The following is an 18004-nucleotide window of genomic DNA, read 5'->3' as shown; positions in this document are numbered from 1 at the left end:
CCCCGCGGCGCCGTTTTGCCTTTCTTGACCTTTCTGTTTCCCCGCCTTTGTTACCCTATCTCGTAATTGGACCATTCCCCGTCATTACGAGCTAGTTCGATGGATACCCTCGTCAGCATGAATGTGTTTCGCTACGTCGTCGAAGTGGGCAGCTTCGTCGGCGCGGCCGAGCGCATGCAGATGTCGGCTGCGATGGCGAGCAAGCACGTGATGCATCTCGAGCAGCAGCTCGGTGCGCGGCTGCTGCATCGCACGACACGACGCGTCGCCCCTACCGAGGCGGGACGCGAATACTATGAGCGCCTCGTGCAGGCGCTGTCCGAACTCGACGAAGCCGGGCAGGCCGTCGGCGCCGCGAGCGTGGTGCCGCAAGGCCGGCTGCGCGTCACGTCGCTATCGGCGTTCGGGCTGCGTCATGTGATGCAGGCCGTCACCGACTATGCGGGCCGGTTCCCGGACGTGACCGTCGACATGACGCTGTCCGATCGCGTGGTCGACCTGATCGAGGAAGGCTACGACGTCGCGGTGCGCGCGGCGCCGAACGGATTGAAATCGTCGTCGCTGGTCGCGCGGCAGATCGCGACCGCGCACATCCTGCTGGTCGCGTCGCCCGAGTATCTCGAGAAGCACGGCACGCCCGCGACGATCGGCGATCTCGCGCACCACAACTACCTGCGGCGCGACTCGAATTCGACGATGCTCGACGCGCTGGTGATCGACGCGGCCGCCGCGTCGCGCGTGAACCTCAACGGCAACCTGATCGTGAATCATCTCGAAGGGCTGCGTGCGGCCGTGCTCGCGGGCGCGGGCATCGCGCTGCTCGGCACCGAGGTGGTCGGCGACGACATCGAGTCCGGCCGGCTCGTGCCGGTGCTGCTCGATGCGGTGCCGCCGCACGAGGCGCCGATCTACGCGGTCTACGCGAGCCGTCGTCACGTATCCGCGAAGGTGCGTTCGTTCGTCGACTTCCTGGCGGCGCGTTTCGAAGGGCAGTCGCTGTGCCCGTCGATCGAATCGCGCCTGCGCGTGATGCCGATCACGCGGATGAAGCGCGCGGTCTGAGCCGCCGTGTGTCCCGCTACAGCGGGGCAATGAAAAAGCGCGAACCGCTGCGGTTCGCGCTTTTTGTTTTGTCCGCCGGCATGCGCGCCGGCGGCGGCCGCGAGGGCCGACGCATCCGTCAGCGCGGAATGCCGAGTCGCGCCTTCGCGTCGTCGTATTCGCGCTTCAGGCGCTCGACGAGCGCGCCCACGCTCGGCAGGTCGTCCATCAGGCCGACGCCCTGGCCGGCGCCCCAGATGTCTTTCCACGCCTTCGTCTTGTCGCTGCCGAAATTCATCTTGGTCTTGTCGGATTCCGGCAGCGCCTCCGGATCGAGGCCGGCCTTCTCGATGCTCTCGCGAATGTAGTTGCCGTGCACGCCCGTGAAGAGGTTCGTGTAGATGATGTCCGACGATTTCGCGTTCACGATCGCGTGCTTGTAGTCGTCGATCGCGTGCGCTTCCTGCGTCGCGATGAAGCGCGTGCCCATGTACGCGAAGTCGGCGCCCATCGCCTGCGCCGCGAGGATCGAGCCGCCGTTCGCGATCGCGCCGGACAGCACGATCGGGCCGTCGAAGATCTTGCGGACTTCGCCGACGAGCGCGAACGGCGACGTCGTGCCCGCATGGCCGCCTGCACCGGCCGCGACGAGGATCAGCCCGTCGACGCCGGCTTCGAGCGCCTTCTGCGCGTGGCGCAGGTTGATCACGTCGTGCAGCACGATGCCGCCGTAGCTGTGCACCGCATCGACGATCTCGCGCGCCGGTGCGCGCAGGCTCGTGATGAAGATCGGCACCTTGTGCTCGACGCACACGCGCACGTCGTGCTCGAGCCGCGCATTCGACTGGTGGACGATCTGGTTGACCGCGATCGGGCCGATCACCGCGTCCGGATTCTTTGCCTGGTGATCGGCGAGCTCGGACTGGATTTGCGTGAGCCACTCGTCGAGCAGTTCGGCCGGACGGGCGTTGAGCGCGGGGAACGAACCGACGATGCCCGCCTTGCATTGCGCGAGCACGAGTTCGGGGTAGCTGACGATGAACATCGGCGATGCGATGACGGGCAGCGTCAGGTTCTGCAGGACGGTGGGCAATGCCATGTGATGTCTCCAGTCTCCAGGGGCGCCCGCGCGGTCGCGCCGGCGCCATGCTTTGCGGTCGAACGGTGATTCGAGTGTAGCGGCGAAACGATGTCGTCCTTATTAATACGAACGATCGTGCGATTCTACGCGAGCTTAACAAAATGCGCGGTGTGCCGGCAATCGAGTGAGTGTTCTCTTTCTACGGATTCTGGCTGTTGCCCCGCTGTGCTGACGCGCAAGCGCTCCTAAAATAGCCGCCATAACAAACCAACGAGAAATAAACCATGTCGTTTGAGGCGTTTGCACCGTTTCGCGTGACGGTGCAGGACACCGACATCTTCGGTGTCAAAGGAGGCGCGGGTCCGCCGCTCCTGTTGCTGCACGGACATCCGCAAACCCACATGATCTGGCATCGCGTTGCGGCGACGCTCGCGAATCATTTCACGGTGATCGCCACCGACCTGCGCGGGTACGGCGCGTCGGGCAAGCCGCCGAGCGACGCGCAGCACGTGCCGTATTCGAAACGGGCGATGGCGGCCGACCAGGTCGCCGTGATGCGGCATTTCGGCTTCGAGCACTTCCATGTATGCGCGCACGATCGCGGCGCGCGGGTCGCGCACCGGCTCGCGCTCGATCATCCGGACGCCGTCGAGCGGATGATGCTGCTCGACATCGCACCGACGCTCGCGATGTACGAGAAAACCGATCGCGCGTTCGCGACCGCATATTTCCACTGGTTCTTCCTGATCCAGCCGGAGCCGTTGCCCGAGACGCTGGTCGGTGCGCATACCGATGCGTACATCGAGCGCGTGATGGGCAACCGGTCCGCCGGGCTGGCGCCGTTCGCGCCCGAGGCGCTCGCCGCGTACCGCGCCGCGCTCGCGCAGCCGGGCGCCGTGCATGCGATGTGCGAGGACTACCGCGCGTCCGCGACGATCGATCTCGAGCACGACCGTGCGGATCTCGAGCGCGGCAACAAGGTCGCGTGCCCGCTGCGCGTGCTGTGGGGAGAGAACGGGATCGTCGGCCGCTGCTTCGATCCGCTCGACGAATGGCGCCGTGTCGCGCGCGACGTCAGCGGCCGTGCGCTCGAGTGCGGGCACTACATTCCGGAAGAGGCGCCCGTCGCGCTGATCGACGAACTGCTGGCGTTCTTCGAGGCGCGCGACGCGGCTGCCTGACGGTACGCGCGGGCACCCGTCGGCACGCGGGCGGCGCGGCCGCGTACCGGCTCGTTCAGCGGTGCGCGCCGTCGTCCTCGACGAGCGGCGGCAGCCGGCGCGGCACTGGTGTCGACTTCACGATCGCGGTGCTCGTCTCGGCGCGCTCCGTCACTTTCGACAGGATGTCGTCGAGGTGCGCGATCGTGCGCAGGTAGAGCCGGCAGATGAAGCAGTCGTCGCCGGTCACCTTGTCGCACTCCACGAATTCGGGAATCCGCCGCAGCATCTCTTCGACGAGATGCAGCTGGCCGGGCAGCGGCTTCACGCGAACGATCGCCTGCAGCGTGTAGCCGAGCGCGCGCGGGTCGAGCTCGACGGTGAACGCGGCGATCACGCCTTGCGCCTCGAGCCGCCGCACGCGGTCGGCGGTCGCGGGCGCCGACAGCCCGATCTGCCGGGCGAGTTCGCTGGTGGCGATGCGCGCGTCGTCGGCCAGCGCCGCGAGGATCGCGCGGTCGGTCGCGTCGAGCGACGCGACGGCGGGCGGGGAAAGGCGTTTCGGCATGATCACTTTGCTTTCGAAGGTGAATCGGTCGATTCACTTCAGTTTAGCCGTGGTTGCCGCGAAAGCAAGTTTCTAGAATCGAAGTCATCCACTCTTCTGAACGGAGTTCACGATGGCTTCGAATGAAATTCGCCGCGGCGCCGCCGAGATGGTCGTCGCGATGATGATGTCCGGCACGATCGGCTGGCTCGTGATGTCGTCGCAGCAGCCGCTGACGAACGTCGTGTTCTTCCGCTGCCTGTTCGGCGCCGCGACGCTCGCGATCGTCTGCGCGGCGTTCGGGTTCCTGCGCCGTGCACTGTTCTCGCCGCGGATGCTCGCGCTGGCGACCCTCGGCAGCGTCGCGATCGTCGCGAACTGGCTGCTGCTGTTCGCCGCCTATTCGCGCGCGTCGATCTCGATGGCGACCGCCGTCTACAACACGCAGCCGTTCATGCTCGTCGCACTCGGCGCGATCGTGTTCCGCGAGCGGATCACCGCGTCCACCGTCGCGTGGCTCGCGCTCGCCTTCGTCGGGCTCGTCGCCGTGGTGCGCGTCGAGCCGGCCGTGCTCGCGGTGCCGGGCGAATACCTGGAAGGCGTCGCGCTGTCGCTCGGCGCGGCGTTCCTGTATGCGATCTCGTCGATCGTCACGAAGCACCTGAAGGGCACGCCGCCGCATCTGCTCGCGCTGCTGCAGGCCGGCCTCGGGGTCCTGCTGCTCGCGCCGTTCGCGCACTTCGGCACGTTGCCGGCGACCGCCGGGCAGTGGCTCGACCTCGTCGTGCTCGGCGTCGTGAACACCGGTCTGATGTATGTGCTGCTGTACGGCGCGATCCAGAAGCTGCCGACCGCGATGACCGGCGCGCTGTCGTTCGTCTATCCGGTCGTCGCGATCGTCGTCGATCACGTCGCGTTCGGGCAGACGCTCGCGTGGACGCAGGTGGTCGGCGCGCTGCTGATCCTGCTCGCGGCGGCCGGCGTGAATCTCGGCTGGCGCATCGTGCCGGCCCGTCGTGCGGCCGTCGGCCATTGAAACGGTCGTGCGATTCGGCGAGCCGCTACGGGGCAGCGCAGCCGCTCGTCGAATGCGTATTTCGGGCGCGTGTATTGCGGAGACGGCGTGTGCGTGACGAGCAAAAGTCGTGCGCGCGCACGCGTCCGAGACGCTGTAAGAAGTTGTAGGGAAACACCCGATGCGATGCGGCCGCGTCGCTCGTATGATGCGGGCTGTGACGTTGATCACGTTCACAGGATTCCGATCTCGATGCCGTTCGCCTGTCAGGTTGAACGGCTTTTTTTTATGCGCCGCTTCTCGCCAGCAGACGCCGCCGCGCATCGAGCCGCGCGAGCAACGCGCGCCGCGCGTCGTCGTCCGACGCACGCCATCCCTTGATCTCGCCGCGCGTGCGCAGGCAGCCCGCGCACCAGTCGGTGCGCGGATCGATCCGGCATACGTCGGTGCACGGCGACGCGACCGTGCCGACCGGCACCGTCACCGGCACGTCGCTCATGCGGGCTCCCGCAACGCGACGTCCGCGACCGGCGCGCCCGTCAGCGACACCAGTTCGTTCGGCGACAGGTTGAACACCGCGTGCGGATGGCCGGCGGCGGCCCACAGGCTGTCGAGCTCGAGCAGGTCGGCGTCGATCAGCGTGACGGGTTCGACGAGATGACCGATCGGGCACACGCCGCCGATCGCATAGCCGGTGTGGTCGCGCACGAACTTCGCGTCCGCGCGGCCAACCGCGCCGACTTGCGCGGCGACCTTCTTCTCGTCGACACGATTCACGCCGCTGGCGACCACGAGCACCGGCGCGCCGTCCGACTGGCGGCGAAACAGGATCGACTTCGCGATCTGCGCAACCGAGCAGCCGAGCCCGGCCGCGGCTTCGGCCGAGGTCTTGCCGGTTTCGGCGAGCATCACGATGCCTTTCGCATGGCCACGCTCGCGCAGCAGCAGCGCGACGCGTCGCGCGGAGTCGGGGAGGGAATCGAATGAAGCAGGTGTCGTCATGTTGAGGAATCCATCGAATACCGGGGTCATACGCAGTTCGCGGCGTCGGCCGCGCTCTGCGCCTTGGCGAGCAGGGCGCGACCGGCGCGCGACACGTTCGCGCGGCCGATCGCGTTCGAGATGAAGTCGCCGGCGGCGACGACCTGCGCGAGGTCGATGCCGGTGTCGATGCCGAGGCCCTGCATCAGGTACAGCACGTCCTCGGTCGCGACGTTGCCGGTCGCGCCCTTCGCGTACGGGCAGCCGCCGAGGCCCGCGACCGACGCGTGGAAGATCTCGATTCCTTCGAACAGCGCCGCGTAGATGTTCGCGAGCGCCTGGCCGTAGGTGTCGTGGAAGTGGCCCGACAGGCGTTCGCGCGGGAACACGCGCGTGACGGCCGCGAGCACTTCGCGCGTGCGCTTCGGCGTGCCGACGCCGATCGTGTCGGCGATGTCGATCTCGTCGCAGCCGAGCGCCGCGAAGCGCTCGACGACGTCGACGACCGATGCGACCGGCACGTCGCCCTGGTACGGGCAGCCGAGCGTGCACGACACGCTGCCGCGCAGCCGCAGGCCCGCATCCTTCGCCGCCTTCGCGACCGGCTCGAAGCGCGCGATGCTCTCGGCGATGCTGCAGTTGATGTTCCGCTGCGAGAACGCCTCGCTCGCCGCGCCGAAGATCACGACTTCGTCCGCGCGCGCCGCGACCGCATTCTCGAAGCCCTTCAGGTTCGGCGTGAGCACCGAATACACGGTGCCCGCGCGGCGCTCGATGCCGGCCATCACGTCGGCGCCGTCGGCCATCTGCGGCACCCATTTCGGCGACACGAACGACGCGGCCTCGACGTTGCGGAAGCCGGCGTGCGACAGGCGGTCGACGAGCGCGATCTTCACGTCGGTCGGCACGAAGGTCTTCTCGTTCTGCAGCCCGTCGCGCGGGCCGACTTCGACGATCTTGACGGCGGTGGGGAACGTCATGGTTGTCTCCTGGTGTGCTTGTAGGTTCAGTAGCCGCGTGCGTAATCGACGATGCCGCCGATGCGCTCGCCGCGCTCCAGTGCGCGGATCTTGCCGGCGATCTGGGCGATGGCTTCGTCGCGCAATGTCTCGGCCGAGCTGTGCGGCGTGATCGTGATGCGCGGCGCGTGCCAGAACGGATGGTCTTCCGGCAGCGGCTCGCGGTGGAACACGTCGAGCGTCGCGGCGGCGATCTGGCCGCTCGCGAGCGCGTCGAGCAGGTCGGCTTCGACGAGATGCGCGCCGCGCGCGACGTTGACGACATACGCGCCGGGCGCGAGCCGTGCGAACGTGCGCGACGCCAGGATGCCGTCGGTGTCGGGCGTGCTCGGCAGCAGGTTGACGAGCACCTTCGCGCCGTCGATGCACGCATCGAATGCGCCGTCGCCCGCGAAGGTCGTCACGCCGTCGAGCTGCTTCGCGCTGCGGCTGTAGCCGCGCACGGGCAGGCCGAGCGCGGCGAGCGCGCGCGCGACCTGCGCGCCGAGCACGCCGAGGCCGAGCACGGCGACGATGAAGCTGGCGCGCGCATGCGGTTCGAGCGGTTGCCAGCGGCGCTCGCGCTGCAGCACTTCGTATTCGTCGAAGCGACGCAGGTAGCGCAGCACCGCGTGCGTCACGTATTCGACCATCTGCTGCGCCATGCCCGAATCTTCCAGCCGCACGAGCGGCACGTGCGGCGGCAGCGTGCCCGGATGCGCGTGCTCGAGCGCGAGCAGCGCGTCGACGCCGGCACCGAGGTTGAAGATTGCGCGCAGGCCGTCGCGCGGGGCGAAGAATTCGCGCGGCGCGCGCCAGACGAGCGCGTAGTCGGCGGCGGCCGTGTCGCCCGGCTGCCACGCGCGCAGTTCGGCTTCCGGCAGCGCATGCGCGATCTGGTCGCGCCACGCGGCGGCTTCCTGGTGCGGGGAATGGAACAGGATCTTCATTGGATGACGGCGCGCGCGCCGGCGAGGCGCGTCACGGGAACGGCGAGCGGGGCCGGGCGCAGCGCGCCGGCGGGCGTAGCGGACATCGGGCGTCTCCTGACGACCGGGCGCCCGGCGCGTCGGCGCCCGGCCCCGGTTCCGTGTGAAGCTGACGGGAAGCCCACATTCTACGGTTTCGCGGCGCATCGCGCGCCGGTGCGCGAGGCGGGCGGACGCCCGGATGGCCTGCCCCCGGATGGCCGGCCCATGCAAAAGCAAAGCACAAAATATTGGTTCGGCCGCCGCAGACGCCGCGCCACAATCGAATCCCGTCTTCAAGCAAGCGAGGGCAATCATGCGCGCATGCAGCAAATCGGCGTGGCCGCCGCGGCTCGTCACCGTTCCGGGCCTGCACGGCAGCGAAGGCGCTCACTGGCAGACCTGGCTCGAACGGCAGTTCCCGCGCTCGCTGCGCGTCGAGCAGGACGACTGGGATGCGCCCGATCTCGCGCGCTGGGCGCAATCGGTGCGCGCATTGCTCGACCGCGAACGCGGCCCGTTCGTGCTGGCCGCGCACAGCTTCGGCTGCCTCGCGACCGCCCATGCGCTCACGCAGTGGCCGCATACGGGCGATGTCGCGGGCGTGTTGCTCGTCGCGCCCGCCAGTCCGAAGAAATTCACGTTTGCCGGGCCGTTCGACGCGCGCCGGCTCGCCGTGCCGTCGATCGTGATCGGCAGCGAAACCGATCCGTGGATGCCGCTCGGCGACGCGCGCACGCTCGCGCAGCACCTGGGCAGCGCGTTCGTGAACCTCGGCGACGCGGGGCACATCAACACCGCGGCCGGCTTCGGGCCGTGGCCGCGCGCGAAGTACTTCATCGATACGCTCGTCCATTGCGCGGCACCGCTGCGCTTTCGCGACGCGGACGACGGCTTCGAAACCGCGCTCGTCGACCGCGCGCTCGCGCACGCGGTCTGACGGGCGGGCGGCGCGTGCCGCGCGGCGGCTGTCGCGGCATCGCGTGCCGTTGCGCGTGCGGCGCACGCACGGGCCTGACGCCGGCCGGGGCCGAATCGCTCGGCCGGCCGGGCTCGGCGTGGCCCGCGAGGTGGCGCGACGCCATGCCGTTTGCGCCGCCGCCGACCGTGACGTCATGTCAGCGACGCCTCCCAACGAATGCCCACCGCTCTCCCCGAGCGGGTCCGACTCATTTCACGTGGTGGCGGGATCAGCCCGGCGACGACGCGGCCGCGCTGGAGGCGGCTGCATTCGCGGCGGGCTTCGCATCGTCGTCGTCATCGGGCGGGTAGTGCACGACGGGCGGCGCGAGCGGCGCGGCATCGGACGCGGCGGTATTCGCGCTCGCGTCACTGTTGAACGCGCCGGCGGCGCCGCTCGATGCGCCGCCGGCCTGCTGCGCGGCGTCGGTCGCGTTGGCGTCGTGCGGCGCGTCGTCGCTGCAGGCGGCGACGAAAACGGCGGCACATAGAACGACGGCGACGAAAACGCGACGCATGACTTCTCTCCTGGCAGGCTGATCGGGAAACGTTTTCGAGTATGCCGCCGCGATGCGACGTTTCGGTGAATCGTTTGCGATGCGAGTGTGATCGCGACATGTTTTCGTCAGGCCGACGGAACGCCTTCGCGGCGATCCGCCGGCACGCGTGGCGGAATTTTCCAGCAGAGACGGATGCTGCGCGCATTTACACGGCGCGCCACGACGCGACCCGGCCACGGCGACGCAAGCGCCGTGTGCGCCGCGGCACATGCACCCGGCAACTTGCGACCGATGTGTGGCCGGATGCGCCGGAAAACCGGGCGTTATTGCCGCTTCGTCAGCGAACGGCCAGCCGCGCGCCAGCGTGGTGTCATGAAGGCAGGGTCAGCGGCAACGTGTTCCGTCTGCCGCCCGTGCCGCGCCGCGCACGGGTGACTGACGCGACACATCGGCGTTGCCCCGCCGTTTCGCGGCACCGGAATTGCTCGTTGCCGATGGGCGTGCCGCCCGCGCCGCCATCCGGGCGCGGGCAGCACATCTGCGTCCATCGACCATTGAGCGAGCAGAAGCCATGTCCAGCGATCGATCCGATTCTCCGTCTGCCGAACCGGCGCGCGATGCCGCCCCGTCGCCGCTCGGGCCCGGCCATTCAGCGGCGCCGCGGTTGCCGCACGACACGCCGTCCAGTGCCGCGCGGCGCCGCTTCCTGCAATCCGCGGCGGCGGCCGCCACCGTCAGCGCCGCATCGCACGTTCATCCGCCGCCGTCGTACGCGGCATCCACGCCGGCCGCGCCCCGCCGCGATCCGGTGCCGGCGCAGCCCGTGCGTCTCGACATCAACGGGCGCGCGTACACGCTGCAGCTCGAACCGCGCGTCACGCTGCTCGACGCACTGCGCGAATACGCCGGGCTCACGGGCACGAAGAAGGGCTGCGATCGCGGGCAGTGCGGCGCGTGCACGGTGCTCGTCGACGGGCGGCGCATCAACGCATGCCTGACGCTCGCGGTGATGCACGAAGGCGCACGAATCACGACCGTCGAAGGGCTGGCGCGCGGCGGCGTGCTGAGCCCGGTGCAGCGCGCATTCGTCGAATGCGATGCGTTCCAGTGCGGCTACTGCACGTCCGGCCAGCTCTGCTCGGCGACCGCGCTGCTCGACGAGTTCGCGGCGGGGGCCGGGAGCGCCGCCACCGACGACGTGCGGCGCCGTCCCGCGCAGCTGTCGGACGACGAGATCCGCGAGCGCATGAGCGGCAACCTGTGCCGCTGCGGCGCGTACCCGAACATCGTCGCCGCCGTGCGCGCCGCGCATGCGGCGCGCGGCTAGCCGACGGAGGGCACCACAATGGAAGCGATCTCCTACGAACGCGCGACCGACGTCGCCGGCGCCGTGCGCGCGGCGCAGCGGCCCGGCGCCGCCTTCATCGGCGGCGGCACGAACCTGCTGGACCTGATGAAGGGCGGCGTCGCGCGGCCCGTCACGCTCATCGACATCACGCACATCGCGGGCCTCGATACGGTCGAGGCGCTGCCCGGCGGCGGCGTGCGCATCGGCGCGCTCGTGCGCAACAGCGATGCGGCCGATCATCCGCGCCTGCGCGCCGACTATCCGCTGCTGTCGCAGGCGCTGCTCGCCGGCGCGTCCGCGCAATTGCGCAACATGGCGACCGTCGGCGGCAACCTGATGCAGCGCACGCGCTGCCCGTATTTCTACGATCCCGCGTTCGCGCAATGCAACAAGCGCGAGCCGGGCAGCGGCTGCGCGGCGATCGGCGGCCACAACCGGATGCACGCGATCCTCGGCGCCAGCCCCCAGTGCGTGGCGGTGAACCCGTCGGACATGAGCGTCGCGCTCGCCGCGCTCGACGCCGTCGTGCAGGTGAGCGGCCCGAGCGGCGCGCGGCAGATTCCGATCGCATCGTTTCACCGCTTGCCGGGCGATCGTCCCGACCTCGACACGGCGCTCGAGTCGGGCGAGCTGATCACCGCGGTGGACTTGCCGCCGCCGCGCTTCGCCGACCATGCGCACTATCTGAAGGTGCGCGATCGCGCGAGCTATGCGTTCGCGCTGGTGTCGGTCGCGGCTGCGCTGCGGATGGACGGCCCGCGCGTCGCCGATGCGCGGATCGCGCTCGGCGGCGTCGCGCACAAGCCGTTGCGTGCGATGGAGGCGGAAGCGCATCTCGTGGGCCGCACGCCGACCGACGCGACGCTGCGCGAGGCGGCCGCGCTGGCGTTGCGCGACGCGCGGCCGCTCGACGGTAATGGCTTCAAGGTCGCGCTCGCGCAGCGGGCGATCGTCCGTGCGGTCGAAACGGCAGCCGCCACGACGGGAGGTGCCGCATGAACACGATGACGGGACAGCCGCTGGACCGTGTCGACGGCGTGCTCAAGGTGACGGGGGGCGCACACTACGCGGCCGAATTCTCCGATGCGCGGCTCGCGCACGCGGTGCTCGTGACGAGCACGATCGCAGCCGGGCGCATCGAGTCGATCGATGCGGCGCGCGCCCGCGCGATGCCGGGCGTGCTGATCGTGATCACGCACGAGAACGCGATGCGGCTGCCCAACGGCGGCCGGCCGCCGCTGTCGCCGCCCGCCGGGCGCCGACTCACGTTGCTGCAGGACGACACGGTGCGCTACAGCAACGAACCCGTCGCGGTCGTCGTCGCCGAAACGCTCGAGCAGGCGACCGACGCCGGGCATGCCGTGCACGTGCGCTATCGCGCGAGCGATGCCGTGGCGGATTTCGCGCAGGCGTTGCGCTGCGCGCGCGTGCCGCCGAAGCAGGAGGGCCGCCCGATGGATACGCAGCGCGGCGACGTCGATGCGGGCCTGCGCGAAGGCGCGGTGCGCATCGACGCGACCTATACGACGCCGATGCAGCATCACAACCCGATCGAGCCGCACGCGACGATGGCGCGCTGGGACGGCCCGACGCTCACGCTGCACGATGCGACACAGGGCGTGTCGGGCGCGAGCACGGCGGTGGCCGCGGTCTTCGGCATCGCGCCGGACCACGTGCGCGTGATTTCACCGTTCCTCGGCGGCGGCTTCGGCTGCAAGGGTTCGTCGTGGTCGCACGTGTCGTTGTGCGCGATGGCCGCGAAGCAGGTCGGGCGCCCGGTTCGTCTCGCGCTGACGCGGCCGCAGATGTTCGGCCCGGTCGGCGGGCGGCCGTTCACCGAACAGCGCATCGTGATGGCCGCCCGCCAGGACGGCACGTTGACGGCGATGCGCCACGACACGATTGCCACCACGTCGACGTTCGAGGACTGGATGGAGATGTGCGGGATGCCGTCGCGGATCATGTACGCGGTGCCGAACCACACGACCACGCACCGGATCGTGTCGCTGAACGTCGGCACGCCGACGTTCATGCGCGCGCCCGGCGAGGCGTCGGGCTCGTTCGCGCTGGAATCGGCGATGGACGAGCTCGCGTGGCAACTCGGCATGGACCCGGTCGCGCTGCGGCTCGCGAATTACGCGGCGGTCGATCCGCAGGACGGCAAGCCGTGGTCGAGCAACAAGCTGCGCGAATGCTACGAGCTCGGCGCGCGGCGCTTCGGCTGGTCGCGCCGCACCGGCGCGCCGCGCACGATGCGCGACGGCGACACGCTGATCGGCCTCGGGATGGCGGCCGCCACGTATCCGGCGAACCGCAGCGAAGCGTCGGCGCGGGCGCGCATCTTGCCGGACGGCACGGCCGAAGTCGCGTCGGGCACGCAGGACATCGGCACCGGAACCTACACGGTGATGACGCAGGTCGCGGCCGATGCGCTCGGTTTCTCGCCGCAGAACGTGCGCTTCGTGCTCGGCGATTCCAGCCTGCCGCGTGCGCCGGTATCGGGCGGCTCGCAGTCAGCGGCGAGCGTGGCGCCGGCCGTGCGCGAGGCCGCGCTGCAGGCGCGCGCGAAGCTGGTCGCGCTGGCGGTCGCCGCCCCCGGATCGCCGCTGCACGGCGTCGCGGCCGACGACGTGACGGTCGACAACGGCTGGGTCGTGCATCGCGACGACCCTTCGCGGCGCGATCCGGCCGCGGCGGTGATCGCGCGCGCGGGCGGTCAGCCGATCGACGTGCAGGCGACGACGAAGCCGGGCGACGAGAAGTCGCGCTATGCGTCTCATTCCTTCGGCGCGGTGTTTGCCGAAGTGCACGTCGATGCCGAACTCGGCACGATTCGCGTACCGCGCATCGTCGGCGTCTACAGCGTCGGCAGCCTGCTCAACGCGAAAACGGCACGCAGCCAGTTGATCGGCGGGATGGTGTGGGGGCTCGGCACCGCGCTCGAGGAAGGCTCGCATCTCGACGTGCGGCACGGCCGCTTCACGAACGCGAATCTCGCTGAATATCACGTGCCCGTGAACGCGGACATCGGCGAGCTGGACGTGAGTTTCGTCGACGAGCGCGACACGCATTTCAATCCGCTCGGCATTCGCGGCATCGGCGAGATCGGCATCACCGGCGTGCCGGCCGCGATCGCCAATGCGGTCTTTCACGCGACCGGCGTGCGGGTGCGCGATCTGCCGATCACGCTCGACAAGGTGGCGATGCCGATGCGGGCGTCAGCGCCGCGGCGTCCTGCGCCGCACTTCGCTGCGCAGCCAGTCGAGCCAGGTGCGGATCGCCGCTTCGTGCGGATGGCCGGGGCGCCACACGACGTAGTGCGCATACACGTCGGTCACGCGCACCGTCGACACGCGCACGAGCGTGCCGTTCGCGAGTTCGGGCTCGATCAGCGAGCGGCGCGCGAGGGCGACGCCGCGGCCTTTCAGCGTCGCGTCGATCAGCGCATTCGGATCGGTGAAGCGCGGCGCGCGCGCGGATTCGGTGAGGTCGAGCCGCGCGGCCTGGAGCCACGGTTCCCACGGCTGCGCGGGATGGCGCAGCAGCGTCGCGCGCACGAGATCGGCCGGCGCGCGCGGCGCGACGCCGTCGCGATTGCGGTACGCGGGGCTCGCGACTGGAAAGATCGTCTCGTTCATCAGCTTCTCGGCGACGACGCCCGGCCACGTGCCGGGCCCGTAGCGCAGCGCGACGTCGATGCGGTCGCGCTTGCGCAGCGGCGCCAGCGCCACGTCCGGGTGCAGCGCGATCGCGATGTGCGGATGCGCGGCCGCGAAGCGCGGCAGGCGCGGCGCGAGCCAGCGCTCGGCGACGCTCGGCAGCACGCTGACGTTCAGCGTGACGTCGCAGGTGCGCGGGCGACTGCGCACGGCGAGTGCCGGCTCGAACGCGCGCTCGAGCACGCTGAGGCCCTGGCGTACCTGCAGGGCGAGCGCGTGCGCGGCGTGCGTCGGCGTCGCACCGTTGCGCTCGCGCGTGAAGAGCGGATAGCCGAGCTGCGCCTCGAGCGCGCGGATGTGCTGGCTGACGGCGCCTTGCGTGAGCGCGAGTTCATCGGCCGCACGCGTGAAGCTCTGCAGCCGCACGGCGGTCTCGAACGCGCGCAGCGTCTGCAGCGGAGGGAGGTGGATGCGTCGCATGCGGGTATTAGTAACACTAATGTCCGAGCACGACAATTCATCGTTTGCGGCGGGCGGGCACGCGTTCCTACACTCGGTTCCGTCTTCCACAGCCTCGTCGGGCCCCACCACCATGAACGCCTATCGTCTCTATCTATCGCCGGGCGCCTGCTCGCTTGCCGTCCACATCGCACTGGAGGAAACCGGCGCGCCGTTCGACGTCGAGATCGTCTCCGTGCAGAAGCAGCAGAACCTCGAGGCGCGCTATCTCGCGATCAACGCGAAGGCGCGCGTGCCGGTGCTCGCGATCCCGGGCGAGCCGCACGTGCTGACCGAAACGCCGGCGATCCTCACGTATCTCGCGCGCCGTTATCCCGAGGCGCAGCTGCTGCCGTTCGGCGATCCGCTGCGCGAGGCACGGTGCCACGAATGGCTCGCCTGGCTGGTCGGCTGGGTGCATGGCGTCGGCTATGGCGCGCTGTGGAGGCCGGGCCGCTTCATCGGCGATCCGGCCCTGCATGGCGAGGTCAGCGCGCACGGCCGACGCACGATCGAAGCCGCGAACGAGGCGATCGAAGCCGCGCTCGCCGACGGCCGCACGTGGGCCGAGCCGGGCGCGCATTCGATCGTCGATCCGTTCCTGTTCGTGCTGTATCGCTGGGGCGTCGCGATCGGGCTCGACATGACGCGGCATGCGGCTTGGACTGCCCACGCGCAGCGCGAGGCCGAGCGGCCGGCGTCGCGGCGTGCGCTGGCGCGCGAGGCGGCCTGACGGATCGCGCGGGCGTCGTGGCGTGCGCGGCGACGCCCGCATGAGACGTGCGGCTGCTATTTCGCGGCGAACAGCGGATAGGTCGCGCCGGCGACCAGCGCGGCCGCGAGCCACACGACACTCCACGAACTGACCGCGAGCAGCGGTGGAATCGCGAGTGGCGTCGCGAACAGCCCGAGGTAGACGATGGTATTGGCCATCCCGAGTGCGGTGCCCGCCTGATTCGCGCCCGCGAGCGTCGCGAGCTCCGTGTACGCGACGCCGTGCCACGCGGACACGCAGATGCCGGCGAAGACGAGAATCGCGACGATCGCGGCGAGCGGCACGTGCGCATGGCCAGCCGTCGCGGCTGCGAGCAGCGCGAACGAGCCGGCCGCGACGAACACCGATCCGCGCAGATACGCGCGCCGGTTGCCGTGCCGGTCGGTATGACGGCCGCTCCACACGCGCATCACCATCGCGCCCAGCTGCAGCGTGACCATCGCCGCACTGATGCCGGCGAGGCCGAGCCGGCCGAAGTCGTGCAGGAACACCGTCGCGAACGTGAGCACCGCGAACTGCGGCGCGCACAGCAGGCCGATGCCGAGCACGATGCGCCACACGGGGCCGCTCGCGAGCGGGTTGCGCCCCTGCCGCGCGGACGGCTGCTGTTCGACGGGGCGATGCGTGGCCGGGTGTGTCACGGCCGGCTCGGCCGGCGGCTCGTGCAGCCAGCGCCAGGTGAGCGCGGCCGAACCTGCACACAGCAGCATCAGCGCGCCGAATACCGCGGCGAAGCCGATATGCGATGCGAGCGACGGCAGCAGCGCCGCGCCGATGCCGCCGCCGAGCGGCACGGCCGTCTGGCGGATGCTCATCGCGAGCCCGCGTTCACGCTCGCCGAACCAGCGCATCACCGCGCGCCCGCTCGACCCGTTCACGCTGCCGCCGAGCAGGCCGACGCAGCACATCGCCGCGACGACGCGCATCAGCGGCGGCACGCCGTGCGCGCTCGGGACGATCGTGCACACCATCAGCGCGAACATCGCGGCCGTCGCGACGAGCCCGGCGAGCAGCACGCGGCGGTCGCCGAAGCGGTCGGCGGCCATTCCCCACGGCAGCTCGGACAGCGCGACGCCGAAGCCGAGCGCGCCGAGCACGAGGCCGAGTGCGCCGTTGTCGAGGTGATAGGCCGTGCGCATCCACACGGCCGTGGTCGGAATGCCGGCCGCCGCGGCCGAAAAGCTCATGTTCGCGGCGACGCCGGCCGCCAGCACGCGCCAGCGATGAGCCGCGCCGCGCACGTCGCGGGCGGGCGAGGAGGGGGAAGCGATGCACGAGGTATCCATGACGGCAGGCCCGGTTGGAAATTGACATCCACAGTCTGGCGACCTACATTCATCCTGAAAATCGGAAAGTTTTTGATGAATCGCTCGATAAAACAGGATGGTTGAGATGTCCGGACAAGACATTCCACGCGACGACGGCGAGTCGCTTGCGCTGGCCCGGCCCAACTTCGACGTGGCGGCGCTGCGCAGCCTCGTCGCCGGGGTGGATCTCGGCAGTTTTGCGAAGGCGGCCGACCGCGTTGCGCGCTCGTCGTCGGCGGTGAGCGCGCAGATCCGCAAGCTCGAGGAGCAGGCCGGCACGCCGCTGTTCGTGAAGGCCGGGCGCGGGCTGGCGTTGACCGACGCCGGCGACGCGATGCTGCGCTACGCGCGGCGGATGATCGAGCTGAACGACGAGGCGGCCGCGGCCGTGCGCGGCATGAATCTCGACGGCTGGGTGCGCGTCGGGCTGCAGGAGGATTTCGGCGAGGCGATTCTGCCCGACGTGCTCGGGCGGTTCGCGCGTGCGCATCCGAAGGTGCGGATCGAGGCGCGCGTGGCGCGCAATGCCGACTTGCTCGACCGGCTCGACGCGAACCAGCTCGATCTCGCGCTGGTGTGGGGAGACCCGGCGTCGGCGGCGCTGGTGGCGCGCGCGGGGATCGATAGCGAAGCGATCGCGCAGGTGCCGATGCAGTGGGTGGGGGCGGCGGGCTTGGCCGCGGGCGGCTTCGGCATGCCGGGCGGCGGTGCCGAGGAGGGGATGGACGGCGGCGCGGTCGAAACGGGCGATCGTGCGGGGCGGGAGCCCGGCGAGCCGCTGCCGCTCGTCGTGTTCGACCGGCCGTGCCGGTTCTTCGGCGCGGCGACCGGCGCGCTCGATCGCGCGGGCGTGCCGTGGCGCGTTGCGTTCACGACCCCCAGTCTCGCCGGGCTATGGGCCGCGGCAGCGGCCGGCCTCGGGCTGACGGTGCGCTCGCAGTACGGGCTGCCCGCGTCGGTGCGCGTGCTCGATGCGGCTTCGAGCGGGCTGCCGGCCCTGCCGAGTTTGCCGCTGATTTTGCTGCGGCGGACGTCGTCGGCGACGCCGACCGTCGATCGGCTCGCGCGGATCGTGAAGCAGGCCGTGCGGGATGCGACGGAGGGGACGGGGGTGGCGCTGGCGGCGTGACGAAACGCTCGATTGCCGCTGCGGGTTGCAATTGGGC

17 protein-coding genes and 1 pseudogene are annotated in these 18004 nt (G+C 70.2%); 9 read left to right on the top strand and 9 right to left on the bottom strand.

The annotated features are described in order from the left end of the window. Window positions 1-99 precede the first annotated feature (99 nt). The gene (locus QZM35_RS21730) at window positions 100-1062 is read left to right on the top strand and encodes a LysR family transcriptional regulator (RefSeq protein WP_089426480.1); all 963 of its coding nucleotides are present in this window, start codon (window positions 100-102) and stop codon (window positions 1060-1062) included. 118 nt (window positions 1063-1180) lie between these two features. Here the strand turns inward: QZM35_RS21730 and QZM35_RS21725 are convergent, their stop codons facing one another. Next, a complete protein-coding gene (locus tag QZM35_RS21725; RefSeq protein ID WP_047852303.1) occupies window positions 1181-2140 on the bottom strand; it encodes a nitronate monooxygenase family protein in 960 nt (319 codons plus the stop codon). Between the two features lie 266 nt (window positions 2141-2406). Here QZM35_RS21725 and QZM35_RS21720 point away from each other — a divergent pair, with 266 nt between their 5' ends. After that, window positions 2407-3303 carry an alpha/beta fold hydrolase gene (locus QZM35_RS21720; protein WP_089426478.1) on the top strand — a complete coding sequence of 299 codons (897 nt, stop codon included), beginning with the start codon at window positions 2407-2409 and terminating at the stop codon, window positions 3301-3303. 55 nt (window positions 3304-3358) lie between these two features. Here QZM35_RS21720 and QZM35_RS21715 read toward each other — a convergent pair whose 3' ends face one another. Then, window positions 3359-3850, bottom strand: coding sequence for an Lrp/AsnC family transcriptional regulator (locus tag QZM35_RS21715; protein ID WP_011353413.1), 492 nt, complete (start codon window positions 3848-3850; stop codon window positions 3359-3361). A gap of 112 nt (window positions 3851-3962) precedes the next feature. Between QZM35_RS21715 and QZM35_RS21710 the strand changes: the two genes are divergently transcribed. Further along, complete coding sequence (locus QZM35_RS21710; protein WP_089426477.1) at window positions 3963-4865, top strand: DMT family transporter; 903 nt, start codon at window positions 3963-3965, stop codon at window positions 4863-4865. A gap of 265 nt (window positions 4866-5130) precedes the next feature. Here QZM35_RS21710 and QZM35_RS21705 read toward each other — a convergent pair whose 3' ends face one another. The 4 genes from QZM35_RS21705 to QZM35_RS21690 are packed head-to-tail and all read right to left on the bottom strand — an operon-like array spanning window position 5131 to window position 7773. After that, window positions 5131-5343, bottom strand: coding sequence for a DUF1289 domain-containing protein (locus tag QZM35_RS21705; RefSeq protein ID WP_089426476.1), 213 nt, complete (start codon window positions 5341-5343; stop codon window positions 5131-5133). Beyond that, the gene (locus QZM35_RS21700) at window positions 5340-5846 is read right to left on the bottom strand and encodes a YbaK/EbsC family protein (RefSeq protein ID WP_089426475.1); all 507 of its coding nucleotides are present in this window, start codon (window positions 5844-5846) and stop codon (window positions 5340-5342) included. The genes QZM35_RS21705 and QZM35_RS21700 overlap by 4 nt, the downstream gene beginning before the upstream one ends. Window positions 5847-5872: 26 nt before the next feature. Further along, the gene (locus QZM35_RS21695) at window positions 5873-6805 is read right to left on the bottom strand and encodes a hydroxymethylglutaryl-CoA lyase (protein ID WP_089426474.1); all 933 of its coding nucleotides are present in this window, start codon (window positions 6803-6805) and stop codon (window positions 5873-5875) included. A 26-nt stretch (window positions 6806-6831) separates the two neighbouring features. Beyond that, window positions 6832-7773 carry a glyoxylate/hydroxypyruvate reductase A gene (locus tag QZM35_RS21690; RefSeq protein ID WP_301776753.1) on the bottom strand — a complete coding sequence of 314 codons (942 nt, stop codon included), beginning with the start codon at window positions 7771-7773 and terminating at the stop codon, window positions 6832-6834. Window positions 7774-8107: 334 nt separating this feature from the next. Between QZM35_RS21690 and QZM35_RS21685 the strand changes: the two genes are divergently transcribed. Then, on the top strand, window positions 8108-8731 hold the full coding sequence (locus QZM35_RS21685; RefSeq protein WP_174973179.1) for an alpha/beta hydrolase: 624 nt from the start codon (window positions 8108-8110) through the stop codon (window positions 8729-8731). 250 nt (window positions 8732-8981) lie between these two features. Here the strand turns inward: QZM35_RS21685 and QZM35_RS21680 are convergent, their stop codons facing one another. Beyond that, entirely contained in the window at window positions 8982-9269 is a 288-nt protein-coding gene (locus tag QZM35_RS21680; RefSeq protein WP_089426471.1) for a hypothetical protein, read from the bottom strand. Window positions 9270-9822: 553 nt separating this feature from the next. Here QZM35_RS21680 and QZM35_RS21675 point away from each other — a divergent pair. The 3 genes and pseudogenes from QZM35_RS21675 to QZM35_RS21665 all read left to right on the top strand — a co-directional run. Continuing rightward, window positions 9823-10578, top strand: coding sequence for a (2Fe-2S)-binding protein (locus QZM35_RS21675; RefSeq protein WP_089426470.1), 756 nt, complete (start codon window positions 9823-9825; stop codon window positions 10576-10578). An 18-nt stretch (window positions 10579-10596) separates the two neighbouring features. Continuing rightward, a complete protein-coding gene (locus QZM35_RS21670; protein WP_301776752.1) occupies window positions 10597-11598 on the top strand; it encodes a xanthine dehydrogenase family protein subunit M in 1002 nt (333 codons plus the stop codon). Continuing rightward, window positions 11595-13817: pseudogene (locus QZM35_RS21665) on the top strand (xanthine dehydrogenase family protein molybdopterin-binding subunit); the annotation flags it as partial. The gene QZM35_RS21670 and the pseudogene QZM35_RS21665, both read left to right, overlap by 4 nt. On the opposite strand, the gene QZM35_RS21660 reads toward QZM35_RS21665, so the two are convergent. Further along, window positions 13818-14738 carry a LysR substrate-binding domain-containing protein gene (locus tag QZM35_RS21660; protein ID WP_089426467.1) on the bottom strand — a complete coding sequence of 307 codons (921 nt, stop codon included), beginning with the start codon at window positions 14736-14738 and terminating at the stop codon, window positions 13818-13820. A gap of 112 nt (window positions 14739-14850) precedes the next feature. On the opposite strand from QZM35_RS21660, the gene QZM35_RS21655 reads away from it, so the two are divergent. Then, window positions 14851-15489: a glutathione S-transferase family protein gene (locus tag QZM35_RS21655; RefSeq protein ID WP_301776751.1), complete on the top strand. Its 639-nt coding sequence runs from the start codon at window positions 14851-14853 to the stop codon at window positions 15487-15489. Between the two features lie 56 nt (window positions 15490-15545). Here the strand turns inward: QZM35_RS21655 and QZM35_RS21650 are convergent, their stop codons facing one another. Then, window positions 15546-16817 (bottom strand): MFS transporter, encoded by a 1272-nt coding sequence (locus QZM35_RS21650; RefSeq protein WP_301776750.1) that lies wholly within the window; start codon window positions 16815-16817, stop codon window positions 15546-15548. A 106-nt stretch (window positions 16818-16923) separates the two neighbouring features. Here QZM35_RS21650 and QZM35_RS21645 point away from each other — a divergent pair, with 106 nt between their 5' ends. Beyond that, window positions 16924-17967 (top strand): LysR substrate-binding domain-containing protein, encoded by a 1044-nt coding sequence (locus QZM35_RS21645; protein ID WP_089426464.1) that lies wholly within the window; start codon window positions 16924-16926, stop codon window positions 17965-17967. Window positions 17968-18004: the final 37 nt, after the last annotated feature.

It is taken from the genome of Burkholderia sp. AU45274 (assembly GCF_030482505.1).
Taxonomy (GTDB): domain Bacteria; phylum Pseudomonadota; class Gammaproteobacteria; order Burkholderiales; family Burkholderiaceae; genus Burkholderia.
Note: the sequence above shows the minus strand (reverse complement) of the source record. Positions and strands in the feature narration are given on the sequence as shown.

Excerpts from the sequence above, each read along its gene's own strand:
- QZM35_RS21730 (WP_089426480.1), top strand. The coding sequence starts at position 100 with ATGGATACCCTCGTCAGCATGAATGTGTTTCGCTACGTCGTCGAAGTG.
- QZM35_RS21725 (WP_047852303.1), bottom strand. The coding sequence starts at position 2,140 with ATGGCATTGCCCACCGTCCTGCAGAACCTGACGCTGCCCGTCATCGCA.
- QZM35_RS21720 (WP_089426478.1), top strand. The coding sequence starts at position 2,407 with ATGTCGTTTGAGGCGTTTGCACCGTTTCGCGTGACGGTGCAGGACACC.
- QZM35_RS21715 (WP_011353413.1), bottom strand. The coding sequence starts at position 3,850 with ATGCCGAAACGCCTTTCCCCGCCCGCCGTCGCGTCGCTCGACGCGACC.
- QZM35_RS21710 (WP_089426477.1), top strand. The coding sequence starts at position 3,963 with ATGGCTTCGAATGAAATTCGCCGCGGCGCCGCCGAGATGGTCGTCGCG.
- QZM35_RS21705 (WP_089426476.1), bottom strand. The coding sequence starts at position 5,343 with ATGAGCGACGTGCCGGTGACGGTGCCGGTCGGCACGGTCGCGTCGCCG.
- QZM35_RS21700 (WP_089426475.1), bottom strand. The coding sequence starts at position 5,846 with ATGACGACACCTGCTTCATTCGATTCCCTCCCCGACTCCGCGCGACGC.
- QZM35_RS21695 (WP_089426474.1), bottom strand. The coding sequence starts at position 6,805 with ATGACGTTCCCCACCGCCGTCAAGATCGTCGAAGTCGGCCCGCGCGAC.
- QZM35_RS21690 (WP_301776753.1), bottom strand. The coding sequence starts at position 7,773 with ATGAAGATCCTGTTCCATTCCCCGCACCAGGAAGCCGCCGCGTGGCGC.
- QZM35_RS21685 (WP_174973179.1), top strand. The coding sequence starts at position 8,108 with ATGCGCGCATGCAGCAAATCGGCGTGGCCGCCGCGGCTCGTCACCGTT.
- QZM35_RS21680 (WP_089426471.1), bottom strand. The coding sequence starts at position 9,269 with ATGCGTCGCGTTTTCGTCGCCGTCGTTCTATGTGCCGCCGTTTTCGTC.
- QZM35_RS21675 (WP_089426470.1), top strand. The coding sequence starts at position 9,823 with ATGTCCAGCGATCGATCCGATTCTCCGTCTGCCGAACCGGCGCGCGAT.
- QZM35_RS21670 (WP_301776752.1), top strand. The coding sequence starts at position 10,597 with ATGGAAGCGATCTCCTACGAACGCGCGACCGACGTCGCCGGCGCCGTG.
- QZM35_RS21660 (WP_089426467.1), bottom strand. The coding sequence starts at position 14,738 with ATGCGACGCATCCACCTCCCTCCGCTGCAGACGCTGCGCGCGTTCGAG.
- QZM35_RS21655 (WP_301776751.1), top strand. The coding sequence starts at position 14,851 with ATGAACGCCTATCGTCTCTATCTATCGCCGGGCGCCTGCTCGCTTGCC.
- QZM35_RS21650 (WP_301776750.1), bottom strand. The coding sequence starts at position 16,817 with ATGGATACCTCGTGCATCGCTTCCCCCTCCTCGCCCGCCCGCGACGTG.
- QZM35_RS21645 (WP_089426464.1), top strand. The coding sequence starts at position 16,924 with ATGTCCGGACAAGACATTCCACGCGACGACGGCGAGTCGCTTGCGCTG.